The organism is Sphaerisporangium perillae (assembly GCF_023276435.1).
Classification (GTDB): Bacteria; Actinomycetota; Actinomycetes; order Streptosporangiales; family Streptosporangiaceae; genus Sphaerisporangium; species Sphaerisporangium perillae.
In genome coordinates this window covers 1-14,690 of the sequence record NZ_JALLPO010000027.1, presented here as the reverse complement: position 1 = coordinate 14,690, position 14,690 = coordinate 1, and the positions used below count along the sequence as shown (strand labels likewise).

18 protein-coding genes and 1 pseudogene are annotated in these 14,690 nt (G+C 72.1%); 10 read left to right on the top strand and 9 right to left on the bottom strand.

Annotated features, from left to right (window positions below):
- Positions 1-63 precede the first annotated feature (63 nt).
- Positions 64-768: a TetR/AcrR family transcriptional regulator gene (locus tag MYF83_RS25525; protein WP_248963237.1), complete on the top strand. Its 705-nt coding sequence runs from the start codon at positions 64-66 to the stop codon at positions 766-768.
- On the opposite strand, the gene MYF83_RS25520 is transcribed toward MYF83_RS25525, so the two are convergent.
- The gene (locus tag MYF83_RS25520) at positions 735-2,195 is read right to left on the bottom strand and encodes a sensor histidine kinase (protein ID WP_248963236.1); all 1,461 of its coding nucleotides are present in this window, start codon (positions 2,193-2,195) and stop codon (positions 735-737) included. The genes MYF83_RS25525 and MYF83_RS25520 overlap by 34 nt on opposite strands.
- Positions 2,196-2,410: 215 nt before the next feature.
- Here MYF83_RS25520 and MYF83_RS25515 point away from each other — a divergent pair, with 215 nt between their 5' ends.
- Positions 2,411-2,896, top strand: coding sequence for a CBS domain-containing protein (locus tag MYF83_RS25515; RefSeq protein WP_248963235.1), 486 nt, complete (start codon positions 2,411-2,413; stop codon positions 2,894-2,896).
- A gap of 159 nt (positions 2,897-3,055) precedes the next feature.
- Here MYF83_RS25515 and MYF83_RS25510 read toward each other — a convergent pair whose 3' ends face one another.
- Entirely contained in the window at positions 3,056-3,727 is a 672-nt protein-coding gene (locus MYF83_RS25510; protein ID WP_248963234.1) for a pyridoxamine 5'-phosphate oxidase family protein, read from the bottom strand.
- 382 nt (positions 3,728-4,109) lie between these two features.
- Between MYF83_RS25510 and MYF83_RS43025 the strand changes: the two genes are divergently transcribed.
- Positions 4,110-4,235: a hypothetical protein gene (locus MYF83_RS43025; protein ID WP_279340031.1), complete on the top strand. Its 126-nt coding sequence runs from the start codon at positions 4,110-4,112 to the stop codon at positions 4,233-4,235.
- Between the two features lie 45 nt (positions 4,236-4,280).
- Positions 4,281-4,934, top strand: coding sequence for a response regulator (locus MYF83_RS25505; RefSeq protein WP_248963233.1), 654 nt, complete (start codon positions 4,281-4,283; stop codon positions 4,932-4,934).
- Positions 4,935-5,086: 152 nt separating this feature from the next.
- On the opposite strand, the gene MYF83_RS25500 is transcribed toward MYF83_RS25505, so the two are convergent.
- Entirely contained in the window at positions 5,087-5,647 is a 561-nt protein-coding gene (locus MYF83_RS25500; RefSeq protein WP_248963232.1) for a hypothetical protein, read from the bottom strand.
- A gap of 284 nt (positions 5,648-5,931) precedes the next feature.
- On the opposite strand from MYF83_RS25500, the gene MYF83_RS25495 reads away from it, so the two are divergent.
- The 3 genes from MYF83_RS25495 to MYF83_RS25485 all read left to right on the top strand — a co-directional run bounded on the left by MYF83_RS25495 (position 5,932) and on the right by MYF83_RS25485 (position 8,242).
- The gene (locus MYF83_RS25495; protein WP_248963231.1) at positions 5,932-6,579 is read left to right on the top strand and encodes a hypothetical protein; all 648 of its coding nucleotides are present in this window, start codon (positions 5,932-5,934) and stop codon (positions 6,577-6,579) included.
- 201 nt (positions 6,580-6,780) lie between these two features.
- Complete coding sequence (locus tag MYF83_RS25490; protein WP_248963230.1) at positions 6,781-7,602, top strand: universal stress protein; 822 nt, start codon at positions 6,781-6,783, stop codon at positions 7,600-7,602.
- A gap of 169 nt (positions 7,603-7,771) precedes the next feature.
- Positions 7,772-8,242, top strand: coding sequence for a universal stress protein (locus MYF83_RS25485; RefSeq protein WP_248963229.1), 471 nt, complete (start codon positions 7,772-7,774; stop codon positions 8,240-8,242).
- Here the strand turns inward: MYF83_RS25485 and MYF83_RS43900 are convergent.
- Together MYF83_RS43900 and MYF83_RS25475 are read right to left on the bottom strand one after the other, a co-directional pair.
- Positions 8,224-9,000 carry a multicopper oxidase domain-containing protein gene (locus MYF83_RS43900; RefSeq protein ID WP_248963228.1) on the bottom strand — a complete coding sequence of 259 codons (777 nt, stop codon included), beginning with the start codon at positions 8,998-9,000 and terminating at the stop codon, positions 8,224-8,226. The two genes, MYF83_RS25485 and MYF83_RS43900, sit on opposite strands and share 19 nt — an antisense overlap.
- Positions 8,997-10,142 (bottom strand): multicopper oxidase domain-containing protein, encoded by a 1,146-nt coding sequence (locus tag MYF83_RS25475; RefSeq protein ID WP_248963227.1) that lies wholly within the window; start codon positions 10,140-10,142, stop codon positions 8,997-8,999. The genes MYF83_RS43900 and MYF83_RS25475 overlap by 4 nt, the downstream gene beginning before the upstream one ends.
- Before the next feature lie 159 nt (positions 10,143-10,301).
- Here MYF83_RS25475 and MYF83_RS25470 point away from each other — a divergent pair, with 159 nt between their 5' ends.
- Entirely contained in the window at positions 10,302-12,011 is a 1,710-nt protein-coding gene (locus MYF83_RS25470; RefSeq protein WP_248963226.1) for a sensor histidine kinase, read from the top strand.
- Here the strand turns inward: MYF83_RS25470 and MYF83_RS25465 are convergent.
- Positions 12,008-12,415, bottom strand: coding sequence for a pyridoxamine 5'-phosphate oxidase family protein (locus MYF83_RS25465; RefSeq protein ID WP_248963225.1), 408 nt, complete (start codon positions 12,413-12,415; stop codon positions 12,008-12,010). The two genes, MYF83_RS25470 and MYF83_RS25465, sit on opposite strands and share 4 nt — an antisense overlap.
- Positions 12,416-12,561: 146 nt before the next feature.
- Here MYF83_RS25465 and MYF83_RS25460 point away from each other — a divergent pair.
- Together MYF83_RS25460 and MYF83_RS25455 are read left to right on the top strand one after the other, a co-directional pair.
- Positions 12,562-12,723 (top strand): annotated as a pseudogene (locus tag MYF83_RS25460) (cation-transporting P-type ATPase); the annotation flags it as partial.
- Positions 12,724-12,751: 28 nt separating this feature from the next.
- Positions 12,752-12,952 carry a cation-translocating P-type ATPase C-terminal domain-containing protein gene (locus tag MYF83_RS25455; RefSeq protein WP_248963362.1) on the top strand — a complete coding sequence of 67 codons (201 nt, stop codon included), beginning with the start codon at positions 12,752-12,754 and terminating at the stop codon, positions 12,950-12,952.
- A 61-nt stretch (positions 12,953-13,013) separates the two neighbouring features.
- Here the strand turns inward: MYF83_RS25455 and MYF83_RS25450 are convergent, their stop codons facing one another.
- The 3 genes from MYF83_RS25450 to MYF83_RS25440 form a co-directional block, all read right to left on the bottom strand.
- Positions 13,014-13,622: a hypothetical protein gene (locus tag MYF83_RS25450; protein WP_248963224.1), complete on the bottom strand. Its 609-nt coding sequence runs from the start codon at positions 13,620-13,622 to the stop codon at positions 13,014-13,016.
- 304 nt (positions 13,623-13,926) lie between these two features.
- The gene (locus tag MYF83_RS25445; RefSeq protein ID WP_248963223.1) at positions 13,927-14,169 is read right to left on the bottom strand and encodes a hypothetical protein; all 243 of its coding nucleotides are present in this window, start codon (positions 14,167-14,169) and stop codon (positions 13,927-13,929) included.
- Positions 14,170-14,274: 105 nt separating this feature from the next.
- Positions 14,275-14,690 (bottom strand): glycoside hydrolase family 18 protein (locus MYF83_RS25440; protein WP_504974387.1); only part of this gene is annotated, 416 nt, incomplete at its 5' end.

Sequence of the window (14,690 nt, the reverse complement as noted above, 5' to 3'; positions counted from 1 at the left end):
CCTGGTGCGGCCTGGCATAACAGCGTTATGTAAAAAATAACGGTGTTATGCCATACTGTCAAGATGAGTCCCCGCCGATCCGATCCGCAGGCGCGTTCCGCTCTGATCGACATCGCCGCGGGGCTGCTCGCCGGCGAGGGGCCCCAGGCTCTGTCGGCGCGGCGCATCGCCGCCGAGGCGGGCAGCTCGACGATGACCGTCTACACCAACTTCGGCGGCATGAGCGGGCTCGTGCGCGAGATGGTGCACGAGGGCTTCGCCCGCCTGGAGACCTACTTCTCGCACGTGGCCACGACCGGCGACCCGGTCGCGGACATGGCGATGTACGGGCGCGCCTACCGGCACAACGCCCTGACCAACCCCCACCTGTACGCCGTCATGTTCGGCGGCGCCTCCCCGGCCGGCTTCTCCCTCACCGCAGAGGACCGCCAGCACGGCCGTTACACCCTGAGCACCGTGGTCGAGTGCGCGAGCCGGTGCATCGCCGCCGGGCGTTTCCGCCCCGGCGACGCCGAACTGGTCGCCCACCAGCTGTGGACCGCGGTCCACGGGCTCGTCACGCTGGAGCTCGGCGACTACCTCATCGAACCCTGCAACGCCGGCGTGGTGTTCGAGGCCCAGCTCACCGGCCTGATGGTCGGCGCCGGCGACACCTTCGCCTCGGCCACCCGCTCGGTCGGGTCGTCCCTGGAGCGGATGGGCAAGGAGATCGTGAACGTCGATCCCGATCCGTCCTACGGCGAGTCCCCCAGGCACGGGGGCGGCTGATCCTGCTTGGGCCAGGCGTGCGACCCCCCCGGCATGGCCGCGGTCATGTCGCTCTCCGGTGGCGCCGGCGGCAGGCACAGGACGAGCCGCGCGCCGCGAGGGCTGTCCTGGATGGTGAGGGTGCCGCCGGTCATCTCGGCGATCTGCCGGGCGATGGGCAGGCCGAGTCCGGTGCCGCCGGTGTCCCTGCTGCGCGCCGCGTCCAGGCGGGTGAAGCGCTGGAAGACCAGCTCGCGCTTGTCGGGGGCGACCCCGGCCCCGTCGTCCAGCACCTCCAGCACGGCGGCGCCGGTGCGGGCGTGAGAACCGTCGCCGGCAGCCTCGTGGTACACCTTGATGGTGATCGTGGTCTCGGCGTGCCGCTCGGCGTTGTCCACCAGGTTGGTCACCAGCCGGGCCAGCCGGACCCGGTCGCCCATCACCTCTACTCCCTCGCCCAGCTCGTACGCCAGCCTCTTGCCGCAGTGGCGGGCCGCCATCTCGGCGGTGACCAGTTCGGCCAGGTCGACCCGGTCAGAGGCGCCGGGCGCCCCCTGGTCGAGGCGGGCCAGCGTCAGCAGGTCCATCACGATCGCCTGGAGCCGGTCCAGGCCGTTGAGGATGGCACGGCCGGTCGCGTGCCAGTCGTGGTCGGCGGAGTCCGTGAGGGCGTCCTCCACCTCGGCACGGATGGCCGCGATGGGGCTGCGCAGGTCGTGGGAGGCGTCGGAGGCGAGCCGGCGCTGGTGTTCCATCGCCGCCTGGAGCCGCCCGAGGGTGTGGTTGACGCTCTCGGCCAGGCTGCAGATCTCGTCCTGGCTCTCGGGGGTCGGCACCCGCCGCCCCGGGCAGCTGGCGTTGATCTCGTCCAGCTCCGTCCGGATGGCCTCCACGCGGGACAGGGACGCGGCCACGGTACGGTGGGTACCGAAGGTGATCGCCGCAGCCAGGAGCACCGCGCCGCCGATCACCACCGTGGCCAGCAGCGGGTGGACCAGCGGCGGGACCACCGGGGCGGCGCTGTAGATCGTCCAGCCCTGGCCGGCGAGGTACACCTGCTGGCCGGCCACGATGTTGCATTCCCCCTCGGAGAACACGCGGTCGCAGACGACTGAGATGACGCCGCTCATGTCGTCCGTGAGGTGGAGGTCGGCCATTACGGGCTTGCCCTCCATCTCTTTGGAGGCGGCCACCACCTTTCCGGCCGGATCGAGCACCTGGATGTCGTAGATGAGACCGTGCGGGATGGGGGTGAAAACGTTGCCGCGATCGACCTCGGTGGCGACCCGCCCTGCCGAGGCGATGACCTCCCTGGTGAGATAGATACTGGCGGTGCGGTGCGCGGCGATCATGACGGCGGTGGCCAGAACGGTGCAGAGCAGCACCGCCACCACGCCGGCGTACAGCGTCAACCGGCGTTTCACCGGCCAGCGGTGCCGCGCAGTCATCCCAAAATCCCCCTATAAGCAGTGCATCACATCGCATAGGGGATCTTGAACGGGGGGCATGGCAGGCCGCCGGCCGTGAGCGGCGGGAGGCGGGAGGCGGAGGTCCCGCCACGCGGGGACGTTCGGCCCCTGCGGCGGCCCCGCGCCGCGTAGTTCGATGAGGTGACGGACGAGGAGGCCACGCCTGCCTCGCCGATCGCCCTGGAGGAGGCGCCATGGACATCCAGACTCTGACCGCGGCGGATGTGATGACCCGGGTGGTCGTCACCGTCAAGCCGGACGAGTCGCCCCTGATGGCCTGGGAGTTGATGCGCCGCGGAGGCGTCCACCACCTGCCCGTGGTCGACGCCCGCTCGCACGTGCTCGGCGTCCTGAAGCGGGAGGACATCGCCTCCCACTGGACCGGAGGGCCCGCCGAGCAGTCGAGCGGGCAGGTCCGGCACCTTCTGGGCGGGCGCCGGTGCCCGCACGTGGCGCCCGAGACGGTGGTCCCCACCATCGCCGCCACGATGGTCGACTCCTGTGTCGACGTCGTGCCCGTCGTCGGAGACTCCGGGACATTGGAAGGGCTGGTCACCGCGACCGACGTGCTGCGGGCGGTCGCCGGCCGGCGGTCGCCCGCGATCGGTCCGACCGAGGTGGTGGGGGGACTCTTCCGCCTGGAGCCGGTCCTCCCGCCGAAGCACCCGCGCGGCATGTGAGCACCACTCCCCGGGCCCGCCTCCTCCAGGAGTGCGCTCCCTGGCCGGGAAGCACGCGGCCCGCCCGGGGAGCCCGCGCCGCGCCGGTCGATCCGCCGGGGGAGCCCGCCGGTTGTCAGAGACCTTCGATCGGCCGGGGAGCCCGCGCCGCGACGAGCGTCAGAGAACTTCGATACGGCGCCCGGTGACCTCGTGCGGGACGATCCGGATGTACAGGTCGCGCTCGCCGCCCGCCCACGGCTCGACGCCCGAACGGGCGGCTTCGGGCAGCTCTTCGGCGGAGACGTGGTGGCCGGGGCCCTGGACGAGCACGCTCCAGCCTCCCCGCATGGCCTCGTCGATGTGGTCGACCTCGAAGCCGATCTTGATCTCGACGCCTGCCACGCCGCTGCGCAGATCCTGGTCGATCAGGCCGCCGGCCTGGGTGCGGAAGACGACCGCCCCCTCGTGGAAGACGTAGTTGACCGGGACGACGACGGGCCCGGAAGAAGGATCGTTGAAGGCGACGCGGCCGACGCCGCCGGGGGAGATGAGGCGCAGGCACTCCTCGCGCTCCAGCGCGTGGAGCACGGGCCTGACCGAGGGCCTGCTCTGGCCGGGCGGCCGGTCGGTGGCGCCGCCGAGCAGCTCCCCGGCCGTGGTCTCCAAGGCGGCGGCCAGCCGCAGCAGCATCCCCTCGTTGATCGACGCGGGGCTCTCCTCCAGATACCGCACGTAGCCGGGCGCCATGCCGGCGCGGTCGGCAAGCTGCTCCCGGCTGAGACCGAGCCTGCCGCGGTGGTAGGCGATGCGGCGGCCCAGGTCGCCGGGCGAGGCCGTTCCGTGTGACATCGGCTTTCCCCCTGTCGGCCGGCGGAACCCGTCCCCGAGTCCGCCATGTACGACGCTACTCCAGCGCTCTGGAGCCACCGTCCGGCGCCGGGGGTTCCCCGGATCGGCGCGCGCGGAGCCGGTCGAGGGACGAGGGTCCCCCTCGCGAGGGGACTTCGCCCCTGTGTCCGGCCGCGGCGGCCCGGAACGCTGGGACCATGAGACGATCCACGCCCGAGGAATGCGATGTCCTGCTGCGCGATGGCGGTACCGCGCACATCCGCCCCCTGTGCCCGTACCGCGGCCGTCTCGACGTGAACCTGGAAGAGTTGGAGACGCACATCATCGGGGTAGGGCGGCTCATGGACGACATTCCCGAGATCGCCGAGCTCGAGGCCATCGCATGGCCGCGCGCAAGTACGCCGAGCTCGTCCTCGCGTACCCGCTGGCCGGCGTGGAGCCGCCCACGGCCGGGCTGCTGGAGCACGTCCACGCCCGGTTCCGCGCGCACGGGGTCGTGAGCCGCTGACCGGCCCGCTACCGCCCGGGACTCCCGAGGAGTTAGCGTCCAGGTATGATCCGGGTCTTTCTAGTAGATGATCATGAAGTTGTGCGTCGCGGCGTCGCGGCCTTGCTGGGGGCGGAGGACGACATCGAGGTCGTCGGCGAGGCCGGCACGGCGGAGTCGGCGGTGGCGCGCATCCCCGCGCTGAAGCCGGACGTCGCGGTGCTGGACGTCCGGCTCCCCGACGGCAGCGGCGTGGACGTCTGCCGGGAGGTCCGCTCGCGCATGCCCGAGCTGGCCTGCCTCATGCTCACCTCCTACGCCGACGAGGAGGCGCTGTTCAACGCGGTGATGGCCGGCGCCGCGGGCTACGTGCTCAAGCAGATCCACGGGTCCGACCTGGTCGGCGCCGTGCGCACGGTCGCGGCCGGCCAGTCGCTGCTGGACCCGAGGACCACCGCCACCATGCTGCAGCGGCTGCGCGACCAGGCGACCCACAAGGACCCGCTCGCCGCCCTCACCGAGCAGGAGCGGCACATCCTGGAGCTCATCGGCGAGGGCCTGACCAACCGGCAGATCGGCGAGCGGCTCTTCCTGGCGGAGAAGACCGTCAAGAACTACGTCTCGAACCTGCTGGCCAAGCTGAACATGCAGCGCCGCACCCAGGTTGCGGCCCTGGCGGCCCGCCTGAAGGCCGACCAGCCCGGCCGCGACGCGGAGTAGGCCGCTCCCCGGCGCGTGCGCCGGTGGGCCGTTCCCTGCGCACGCGGGCGCGGGCGGGCCCGGCACATGCGCGGTACGGGCAGGCCCGGCACACGCGCCGGCGCCCGCCCCCTCCTGGTGAGGGGCGGGCGCCGGTGGAGCCGTCATCGCGGCTACTTGAGGATCGGGTACTTCTTGACGAGGGTGGTCTTGCCCCACCACTCGCCGAGGCCGAGGACGTTGCCCGCGGCGACCAGTGCCAGGCCGATCATGACGATCGCGTAGATGATGTGCTCGTCCATGAAGGGGTTGTTGGGCAGGGGGAGCTCGGCGGCCCACATGAAGCCCAGCAGGAGAGTGCCGGTGGCGGCGGCGATCCGCATTCCGATGCCCAGGATGAGGGCGGTGCCGATGCCGAGCAGGCCGATCATGAACAGCCAGTCGACCCAGACCTGGCCGGCGAGGCCGCCGAAGAACCCGCCGAGGGCGTTCTCCTTGGTGCCCTTGAGGAAGCCGGTGGTGGGGCTGCCGCCGTTGATCCACGCCTTGGCGGCGGGGGTGGCGAAGCCGAAGCCGAAGAGCTTGTCCAGGAAGGCCCACAGGAAGGTCCAGCCGATGGCGAGGCGGGCCGCGGCCCACACATAGCCGGTGACGGGGGTCTTCGCGGGGTCGGCCTGCACGTGAGGGGTGCGGGGGGCGGCGTCGTCCTGGTGACGCCCTTCGATGAGTGCCATGATCGGCCCCTTTCAGCGCGGGGGGACACTGTTCGTCCGTTGGCCTAAGTTCATCGTCGTCGGCGTCTCCCCGGCAGTGCCGTATGGCTCGCCGCCGATGGTCCGATGCTCCCGGTCGGCGGGACTTTCGCCCTTTACCGGACATATGGCCGTTCATCCCTGACCTGGCCCGTGTGCGCCGCCGCCGCGGTGTTCCGGGCCCCGTGGCGGGACCTTTGCCTCTACGCGGCGCACGCCCGCGCGCACGAGCCTCGAGACCAGAACGCCGATGAAGGAGGTACGTGATGCCTTTCCCCGCGGCCACCGACCTTGGAGTCCGCCGGCTGCTGGCCGCGGCGGGCCAGGCGCCGTCGGTCCTCAACACCCAGCTATGGCGGTTCAGGATAAATGGGGATAAATCGGTTGAGCTGCTGGCCGACCCGGACCGCCGGCTGCGGACGGTCGATCCGCGTGGCCGATCCCTGCACGTGAGCTGCGGAGCGGCCCTGTTCAACCTTCGCCTGGCCGTCCGGGTGAGCGGGCACCAGCCCTCGGTGTGGACGTTGCCCGCTCCCCGCGAGGAGCCGCGCCTGCTCGCCACCGTCCACATGACCGAGTCGGCTCCGCCGTCCGCCCTCGAGCAGGAGCTGTACGCCGGAATCGGGCGCCGCCGCACCTGCCGCGAGCCGTTCAGCGACAGGCGCGTGCCCCCGTGGGTGCTCGCCGACCTGCGGATCGCCGCCTCAAGGGAGGGCGCCAACCTGGTCCTGCCGAACAGGCGCGCCACGGCCGACCTGCTCGACTACGTCGCGATCGCCGAGGACGAGCTCGCCGGTGACCACGACTACCTCGCGGAGCTTGCGGGCGTGGACGATCGGGGGAACCCGCTCCGACGGCCTGCCGGCCTACGTGCTCGGGCCCCGCCCGGCCGGCGATCCCGCCGTGATCCGTGACTTCGGCACCCATCCGGCGCGTCCCCCCGAGCATTTCGAGCCGCACCCGCAGCTCGCCGAGCTGTGAACCGGCCAGGCCGAACCGGCGCTCTCTAACTGACCGGTGAGGGGGCGCTCGGCGAGGAGCGCCGTCGCCGTGGACGGGGGATGTTCGCTTTAGGTGTCAGTGGATGTGGAACGGAACACATAGGGAGGAATGCCGTGATCGTGGCAGGAGTGGACGGCTCCGAGGCCGGTCTGGAGGCCGCGCGCTGGGCGGCCAAGGAGGCGGCGCTACGGGGCACCGCGCTGCGGCTGGTGCACGCGATGCCGGCATGGGCGTGTGAGGCCGAAGAAGGACCCTATGCCGAGGTCGCGCGATGGATGCGAGACGGCGCCGACACGGTGCTGAACGAAGCGCTGGAGCAGGTCCGGCAGGTGGCGCCCGACATCGAGGTGACCACGGAGCGCCTGCCGGGCGATCCGCGGCCCGCGCTGATCAAGGCTTCGGAGGGCGCCGAGCTCCTCGCCGTGGGCAACCACGGACTCGGCGGGTTCCGTGGCCTGCTGCTCGGGTCGGTGGCCCTTGGGGTCGCCGGCCGAGCCCGCTGCCCCGTGGCCGTCGTACGGCCCCTGCCGGCCGGGGCCAGACCGCAGATCGTCGTCGGGATCGACGGCGCGGACTCCGACGTGGAGACGCTGCGGTTCGCCTTCGCCGAGGCCGGCCTGCGGCGAGCGCATCTCGTCGTCGTGCATGCCAAGGAGTCCCTGCCCGGGCCGGCGGAGGCCGAACAGGGGCAGCCGGTGTCCGGGACGCTACGGGAGTGGCTGGAGCGCCACCCCGACGTCAAGGTGCGCGAGCACGGCGTGCCAGGGCATCCGGTGGAGGTCCTGCTCCAGGCCGCGTCCCAGGCCGAGCTGCTCGTCGTCGGCTCCCGCGGGCGCGGCGGCTTCTCCGGGCTGGTGCTCGGATCGGTGAGCCACGGGCTCCTGCACCACGCGCCGTGCCCCGTCGTCGTCCTGCCCACCGGCCGGAGGGACTGAGCGCGTCCCCGGAGGACCAAGGACCTCCCTCAGGAGGGCCGACGGTCCGCCGGGGGCGAGCCGTAGGGCACTGCTCGCGGCGGCCGTGAAGCGCTTTGCTCGTAGCAGGAACGACGACCGTTTCCGGCGGCCGATCCGGCCAGCGGACGGTCACGCGAGTGGAGGGATCATGTCCGAGAGAACCGTGGTCGGCACCGACGGCTCGGTGTCAGGTACCGCCGCCGTTGAGTGGGCCGCCGACAACGCCGCCCGCAGGGGAGCGCCCCTGCGCATCGTGTCCGTGGTCGAGCGCTGGCCCTACGGCATCGCGAGATTCCCCGCTCCCCCCGACGTCGGCGACAGCCTCGTCCACGGCGCCGAGCGCGTGCTGGCCGAGGCGAGCGCCCTGCGCCGCCGTCCCGGGATCACGGTGACCACCGAGACCATCGAGGGATACCCGGCCGAGGTGCTCTGCGAGCAGGCCACCGAGGCGACGGAGGTCGTGGTCGGCAGCCGGGGCCTGGGCGGCAAGGTCCCTGGTCGCCGAGGCGCTAGGCCCTGTGGAGACCGCCCGCCGGGCGCACATCGTGGGAGGCATGACTCGGCGCCGGGCCGCATGGTGAGCGCGGGCCGCGGGCGGGCTCAGGCCTCGATGCGATAGGGGCGCATCATCTCGTTGTCCTCGTGTTCGAGGAGGTGGCAGTGCCAGACGTAGGAGCCCTGCCGGTCGAAGAGCAGCTTGACCCGGGTGATCTCCTGGGGCTTGGCGATCACGGTGTCCTTCAACCCCCGCTCACCGGGCTCCGGAGGCCGGGCGGCCCCGCGGAACGGGCGGCGATCCACCACCTCGAACAGGACCTCGTGGATGTGCATGGGGTGGGCGTCGGGGGTGAGGTTGTGGAACTCCCACGTCTCGGTGGTGCCGACCGCCGGGTTCTCGGTCAGGGGATCCCCCCACATCCGGGGGGTCCAGCGCCCGTCGTAGGCGCCGAGCATCGCCACCGCGGGGCCCACCCCTCGCAGGCGTGCCGAATCGCGCTCCATCAGGGCGAGCGGCCGGTTCAGCGTGGCCGGGCCGAGCCGGGGGAGCGGGGGCAGTTCGAGCCGGTCGGGCGGCACGCTGGTGTCGCGTTCCTGCAGCGGGCCGACCGAGAACCTCATTACCTGCCCGGTCGTCGCCGGGTCGGCCGGCGCGCCCCCCGTCTCGGTGCGGAACGGCCCGTCGGGGGCCTCGTTGACGAGGTAGAGCCGGGTGCCCTCCCGGACGCCGGTGAAGTCGACGATGACGTCGGCCCGCTCGGCCGGGCCCAGGAGGAGTGTTGACAGCTCCACGGGGGAGGCCAGGAAGCCGCCGTCCGCGCCGATCTGCCATAGCGGCAGCGCCGGCTCGGAGCGGCGCCGCTCCAGCGCGCCGCTCACGATCGACAGCTTGAGGAAGCGGGCGTTGCACCCGTTGAGCAGCCGGAACCGGTAACGGCGCGGCTCGACCCGCAGATCGGGCCAGGTGCGGCCGTTGACCATGATCGCGGTGCCGTAGAACTCCGGTACCCAGATGGGCGAGATGTCGCTGCGCGGGATGTACGGGCCGCGGAACCCGTCGGAGAGGCTGCGGCCGCCGGGGTAGAACAGCGAGCCGTCCTCGGCGAACGTCCGGTCCTGGACGACGATGGGGATCTCACGGTAGGCGATGCCGGAGGGTCGCCTGCCTGGGGCGCGGGCCCGGGCAGGATCCCCGGCGACAGGTCGGACGCCCCGCCGCGTACGAGATAGAACCCCGCGAGTCCGGCATAGACGTTCAGGCGGGTGATGCCGAGCGTGTGGTCGTGGTACCAGAGCGTGGCGGCCCGCTGGTCGTTGGCGTACTGGTACACGGCCGAGCCTGTGCCCCAGCGCACCCCGTGCCTGCTCTCGAAGGCGGCGGCGGAACCGGCGTACCGGGATCCCTCGGCCGCGTAGCCGCCTGGTATGTCGCCGGCCGCCCGGGGCAGGAACCACGCCTCGGGGTGGCCGTCGCTGTCGTCGGAGCTGTGCCCGCCGTGCAGGTGGGTGACGATCGGCACCGGGCCCCGGTAGGCCCCGGGCGTGGCGGAGAAGGTCGGCCGCCCGTCCCGCCCGTCCGGTCCGCCGGGCGGGTTGGCCCAGTGCAGCGTCGGGTCGGCGGGCAGCAGGTGCGGCAGGTAGCCGCCGTCGGCGTCGACCAGCTCGTTCACCCAGGTGACCCGGGTGGGACGGTCGGCCACGGCCTCCAGGGTGCGGGCCGGCGTGGCGAAGGTCTCCGGGTTCATGGGGGAGCCGTAGCCCCAGACCGGCGTGGCGGGCCTGCCCGGGGGCAGGATCTGCTGCCGGAACCGCCGGACCCCGATGACGTAGCGGTCGGTGGCGCCGTTCTGCGAGGGCACGGCCAGCATGACCGCGGGGACGGCCAGCGGGATGGCGTACTTGGCGATCTCCCTGGGGTCCATCAGGCCGTCCGCGACGGCCCTGCGGCGTGGTCCTCGGGTCTGGCGCGCGGCCAGCGCGGCGGCCGCGCCCGCCTGCAGGAACTGACGCCTTGTAACCATGACGGATCTCCCCGCCTGCCGACTCCCCTGCCTTACATCACATCTCCGCGACGCGAGCGCTGCCTAGGGACGAAAGTCACGCCGGGCGGGACGCCGAACGAAGATCGAAAAGGCCTCCCGGCTGGGATGTCAGCGGCCCTCGATGCGAGACTTCCTCGTATGACGGAGAACGAGCCCCGTTCGTTGATCCCTAACATGCGGCTGGACGACCTGCTGGCGGAATTGCAGAATCGGCTTGAAGCGGTGCTCGCCACGCGTGACCGCGTGCACGCCCTGCTCGACGCCGTGGTGTCGGTGGGCAGCGACCTGGCCTTGGAGACCGTGCTGCACCGGATCGTCGAGACCGCGACCACTCTCGTCGACGCCTCCTACGGCGCCATGGGAGTGATCGGCGAGGAGAACACCCTGGTCCAGTTCGTGCCGGTGGGGCTCAGCGAGGAGGAGATCGCCCGCATTGAGCACTGGCCGCACGGGCTCGGCCTGCTCGGGCTGCTCATCAAGGACCCCCGGACGCTGCGGATGGCCCACATCTCCCAGCATCCGGAGTCCTACGGTTTCCCGCCCGGCCATCCGCCCATGGGCAGCTTCCTCGGCGTGCCGATCCGGGTGCGCGAGGAGGTGTTCGGCAACCTCTACCTCACCGAGAAGCGTGGTGGCGGGGAGTTCGACGAGGACGACGAGGCGATCGTGGTGGCGCTGGCCACCGCCGCCGGTGTGGCGATCGAGAACGCCAGGTTGTACGAGGACACCCGGCGCCGCGAGACCTGGCTGGAGGCCTCCTCGGAGATCACCACCCGCCTGCTGTCCGGCGCCGAGCCGCAGGAGGTGCTGACGCTCATGGCCCGGCGGGCTCGCGAGATGGCGGGCGCCGACGCCTCGGCGATCCTGCTTCCCGGCAAGGAGGCCGCCGACGGCAAGACCCTGCGCGTCGTGGTCCAGGACGGCGAGCCGGAGAGCTGGCAGAGCGCCGAAGAGGTGCTCGTCGGCGACTCCCTGGAGGGCCAGGCCTTCCTGAGCGGCGAGCCGCTGATGCTGGGCAACCCCTCGGAGAGCGACGTCCTCAGCGCCATCGCCGAGTATCCGCTGCTGGGCCCGGTCGTGGCGGTTCCGCTCGGCGCGGCCGGCGCCGTGCGCGGCGTGCTGTCCTTGGGCAAGCGGCCGGGACGCATCCCCTTCAGCCACTCCGAGCTGCGCACCCTGTACGCCTTCGCCGGGCAGGCGGCCGTCGCGCTGGAGCTGGCCGAGACCCGCAAGGACGCCGAGCGGCTCGGGTTGCTCGAAGATCGCGACCGTATCGCTAAGGATCTGCACGACGTCGTCATCCAGCGGCTGTTCGCCGTCGCCATGACCCTCATGAGCGCGGTGCGCCTGGTGGAGCGGCCGGAGGCGTCCTCCAGGCTGCAGAGCGCCATCGACGAGCTGGACAACACCATCCGGCAGATCCGCTCGACCATCTTCGCCCTCCAGACGCCGCGCGAGGCCAGCGCGCCCAGCCTGCGCGCCCAGATCGTGGACGTGGTGGAGGGGGCGCGCGGGCATCTCGGCTTCATGCCGGGGCTCAGCATGGAGGGCCAGCTGGACAACCAGGTGCCGCCCGAGCTGGCCGAGCAGTTGCTGGCGGTGCTGCGCGAGTCGCTGTCCAACGTCGTCCGCCACGCCAAGGCCTCGCGCGCCGATGTGACGGTCCGCACCGAGAACGGCGGGCTCACCCTGGTCGTCGAGGACAACGGGGTGGGCGTCCCGGCGGGGGGACGGCGCAGTGGCCTGCGCAATCTCGAGGAGCGGGCCGGGAACCTCGGCGGCTCGTTCGAGCTGAGCACCCCCGCGACCGGGGGAACCCGGCTGCGGTGGAGCGTGCCGGTCGCCTAGCGCCGGATGCGGCGGCCGGAGATCTGCTCGGGCGACACGACGATGAAGTGCTCCCGACCTCCCGGCGCCCAGGGGTTCAGGGGGAGCAGCGACAGGCGCTCGATCTCGCCGGGGTCGTCGACCGCGCGCGCGTGCCCGACCGCGGTCACCGACCACCCTGTGCGCGTCTCGGCGTCGAACTCATCGGCCTCGAAGGCGACGATCGCGTTGCCCGCCGCGGCCGCGAGCTTGGAGCCCACTCCCGTTCTGATCACGATGGCGGTGCTGTCGAGGAGGAAGTTGACGGGCTGGACGGCCGGGAGCGCGCGGTCGGTGTACACGATCCGCCCGATCGGCGTCGAGCCGAGCAGTGCCATGCACTCGTCCCGGGACAGCACCAGCAGGCCGGCGGCATCGATCTTCACGCGGTACAGCCTGCCCGCCGGGTGGGCGCTGAGGTTAGGGGCGAAGGTCCCATCTTCGCCCGCGGTCGCCCTATGGGCCGAAGGTCCTTGCTAAAGGTGGCTTTTGCCCGATGATCCCGAATGGCTCCCGATGATCTCCTGACGCCATGGGTCACGCTGTGCGCATTCCGTCCGGGCTCTCCGAGGAGGCCGCGTCCCGGCTGCTGGCCGAGCACGGGCCGAACGAGCTCCCGCGGCGGCGGCCTCCGAGCCTCCTGGCGCGGGCGGCGCGCCAGCTCGCCGATCCGATGTCCATCCTGCTGCTCATCGCCGGCCTGGTGGTGGCGTGGCCGCGCGGTGCTGGTGGCGGTCCTGGCCACGGCGGAGCTGCAGGTCCTGGTGACCCTGGTCCCGGTGCTCGGCGCGCCGCTCGCCCTGGTGCAGGTGCCCGCGCTCGGCTGGGCGATGGCCCTCGGCGCCGCGGTGCTCAGCGTGATCGTGTGCGACGCCGAGCGTGCGCTGCGCGCCTCCCGGACACCGGCCCCGGCCGCCCGCTGACGGCGGCCCGCCCCGGGCCGCAGCGCTCCGCCGCCGCGGCGGCAGGGGGCGTGGTCCCCTCTCAGACCCGCTGCCACTCGTGGCGGTCCAGGAACGCGCGCTCTCCGGTGGCGTACTCGGCGAAGGCGTCCTGGACCTCCGCGAGGCTCGCGGCGTGCGTGCGGAGCAGCACGTTCTCGACGCTGTCCTTGTACTCCAGCTCGTAGCCGGACTGCTCGGGGGACGCCTGGACGAAGTGCCGGCCGAACACGACCAGCGCCGCGAAGGGGTTCTGTGGCGACAACGTGGCCAGGGCGTCCGACACCAGGCCCAGGTCGGGATCGACGATGATCATTCCGTCGCCGGTGTGCAGCTGCATCTCCGGGTACGCGCCCGTCGGCGCGAGGTTGTGCACCAGCCCGCGCTGGGGGTCGTAGCAGACGAGGCCGCACTCCCGCGCCAGGGCGAACGCCGCCCGCGACACCTCGTCGGAGGAGTCCAGGTCCACGGTGACCACGGCGTGCGCGGGGGAGACCGCCTCGGCCTCGGGGAGCCGTTCCGCGAACTCCGCGACCGCCGGGTGCGCTTGGGCGGCCGTGGTGTCACCCCGGCTCAGCGCCGCGAACACCTCTCCCGCTCGCTCCTTGCTGATCGGCTCAGCCTCATGCCAGACGGCCAGTACGAAGTCCACCCTCCCATCGTCCCGCACGGGGCACACCGGTCCGGCCCCGTGATCAAGATGCTGACCTGAACTTCTCGGCGGTCGCCGGTTCTCATAGAAGAATGCGATAGAACTTGGGATATACAGCCGTTTGTCCTGTTCGCGGATTTCCTGGACGCCGATCTAAGCTGAGCGACGCCGCGGCCAACGCCCGTGTCGCCGCGACCGTCGCGGCGACACTCCAGGACCTGCAGAGCGCCGGGTGACCACCGCAGGCGACCTGGTCCCCTTCATCGCCGGCGCGCTGATAGTGGGCGGAATCGGCGTGGCGCTGTCACGGCGGCGGGAGTACATGCTCCGCTGGTGCGCCTGGGCCGTGGCCGTGCCGGTGGTCGTCGCCGCGTTCTGCGTCGGACCCGGCGGCGCGGCCGCCCTGGCCGCCGCGGCAGGCGTCTTGTGCGCCGCCGAGTACGGTCACCTCGCGCGACTGCCCCTGCCCGACCGTGCTCATCATCGGCCTCGCCGCGCTTCCCATGGTCGCCTGGCTCGCCGCGCCGCAACTGCCCCGCGCGCTCATCGCGGCTCTCCTGGGCGTCGCCGCGCTTGGGGCGCATGCCGGGCCGGGCGGCCGCCGCCATCGGGGTACCGTGACGGCGGCCGCGGTCGGGCGGGGAGGAACCGGCTAGAAGCCGGCCGTGATGCGGGTGAAGTCCCAGTCGTTCTGGGAGATCCCGCTGCAGGTCTCCTGGACGCCGCCGCCTGGGCAGGGGCGGTCGCGGTTGACCGACCAGAAGGCGAGCCTGGTGAGGCCCTTGGAGTTCGCCCAGTCGCGGATCTGGGTCCAGGTGGCGGTGCTGGTCAGCTCCTGCTGGTCGGACAGGCCGTTCATGCCCGAGATGCCCATGTGGGCGTAGGCCTGCGCGTCGGTCCAGCCCCATGCGCTCTTGAGCGCGTTCTTCAGCCCCTCCGACGCGTTGACCGTGCTCTGGTACATGTTCGCGCCGCCGCCGAAGTCGAACGGCATGATCGTGTAGTTGTCGATGGGGACGTCCAGGGCCTTGGACTGGTTGATCAAGCGGATGCCGTCGGCGGTCGGGC

What these genes read in the sequence shown, in the direction of transcription:
- MYF83_RS25525 (WP_248963237.1), top strand. Translation starts at nt 64, where the DNA reads ATGAGTCCCCGCCGATCCGATCCGCAGGCGCGTTCCGCTCTGATCGAC.
- MYF83_RS25520 (WP_248963236.1), bottom strand. Translation starts at nt 2,195, where the DNA reads ATGACTGCGCGGCACCGCTGGCCGGTGAAACGCCGGTTGACGCTGTAC.
- MYF83_RS25515 (WP_248963235.1), top strand. Translation starts at nt 2,411, where the DNA reads ATGGACATCCAGACTCTGACCGCGGCGGATGTGATGACCCGGGTGGTC.
- MYF83_RS25510 (WP_248963234.1), bottom strand. Translation starts at nt 3,727, where the DNA reads ATGTCACACGGAACGGCCTCGCCCGGCGACCTGGGCCGCCGCATCGCC.
- MYF83_RS43025 (WP_279340031.1), top strand. Translation starts at nt 4,110, where the DNA reads ATGGCCGCGCGCAAGTACGCCGAGCTCGTCCTCGCGTACCCGCTGGCC.
- MYF83_RS25505 (WP_248963233.1), top strand. Translation starts at nt 4,281, where the DNA reads ATGATCCGGGTCTTTCTAGTAGATGATCATGAAGTTGTGCGTCGCGGC.
- MYF83_RS25500 (WP_248963232.1), bottom strand. Translation starts at nt 5,647, where the DNA reads ATGGCACTCATCGAAGGGCGTCACCAGGACGACGCCGCCCCCCGCACC.
- MYF83_RS25495 (WP_248963231.1), top strand. Translation starts at nt 5,932, where the DNA reads ATGCCTTTCCCCGCGGCCACCGACCTTGGAGTCCGCCGGCTGCTGGCC.
- MYF83_RS25485 (WP_248963229.1), top strand. Translation starts at nt 7,772, where the DNA reads ATGTCCGAGAGAACCGTGGTCGGCACCGACGGCTCGGTGTCAGGTACC.
- MYF83_RS25475 (WP_248963227.1), bottom strand. Translation starts at nt 10,142, where the DNA reads ATGGTTACAAGGCGTCAGTTCCTGCAGGCGGGCGCGGCCGCCGCGCTG.
- MYF83_RS25470 (WP_248963226.1), top strand. Translation starts at nt 10,302, where the DNA reads ATGACGGAGAACGAGCCCCGTTCGTTGATCCCTAACATGCGGCTGGAC.
- MYF83_RS25445 (WP_248963223.1), bottom strand. Translation starts at nt 14,169, where the DNA reads ATGAGCGCGCGGGGCAGTTGCGGCGCGGCGAGCCAGGCGACCATGGGA.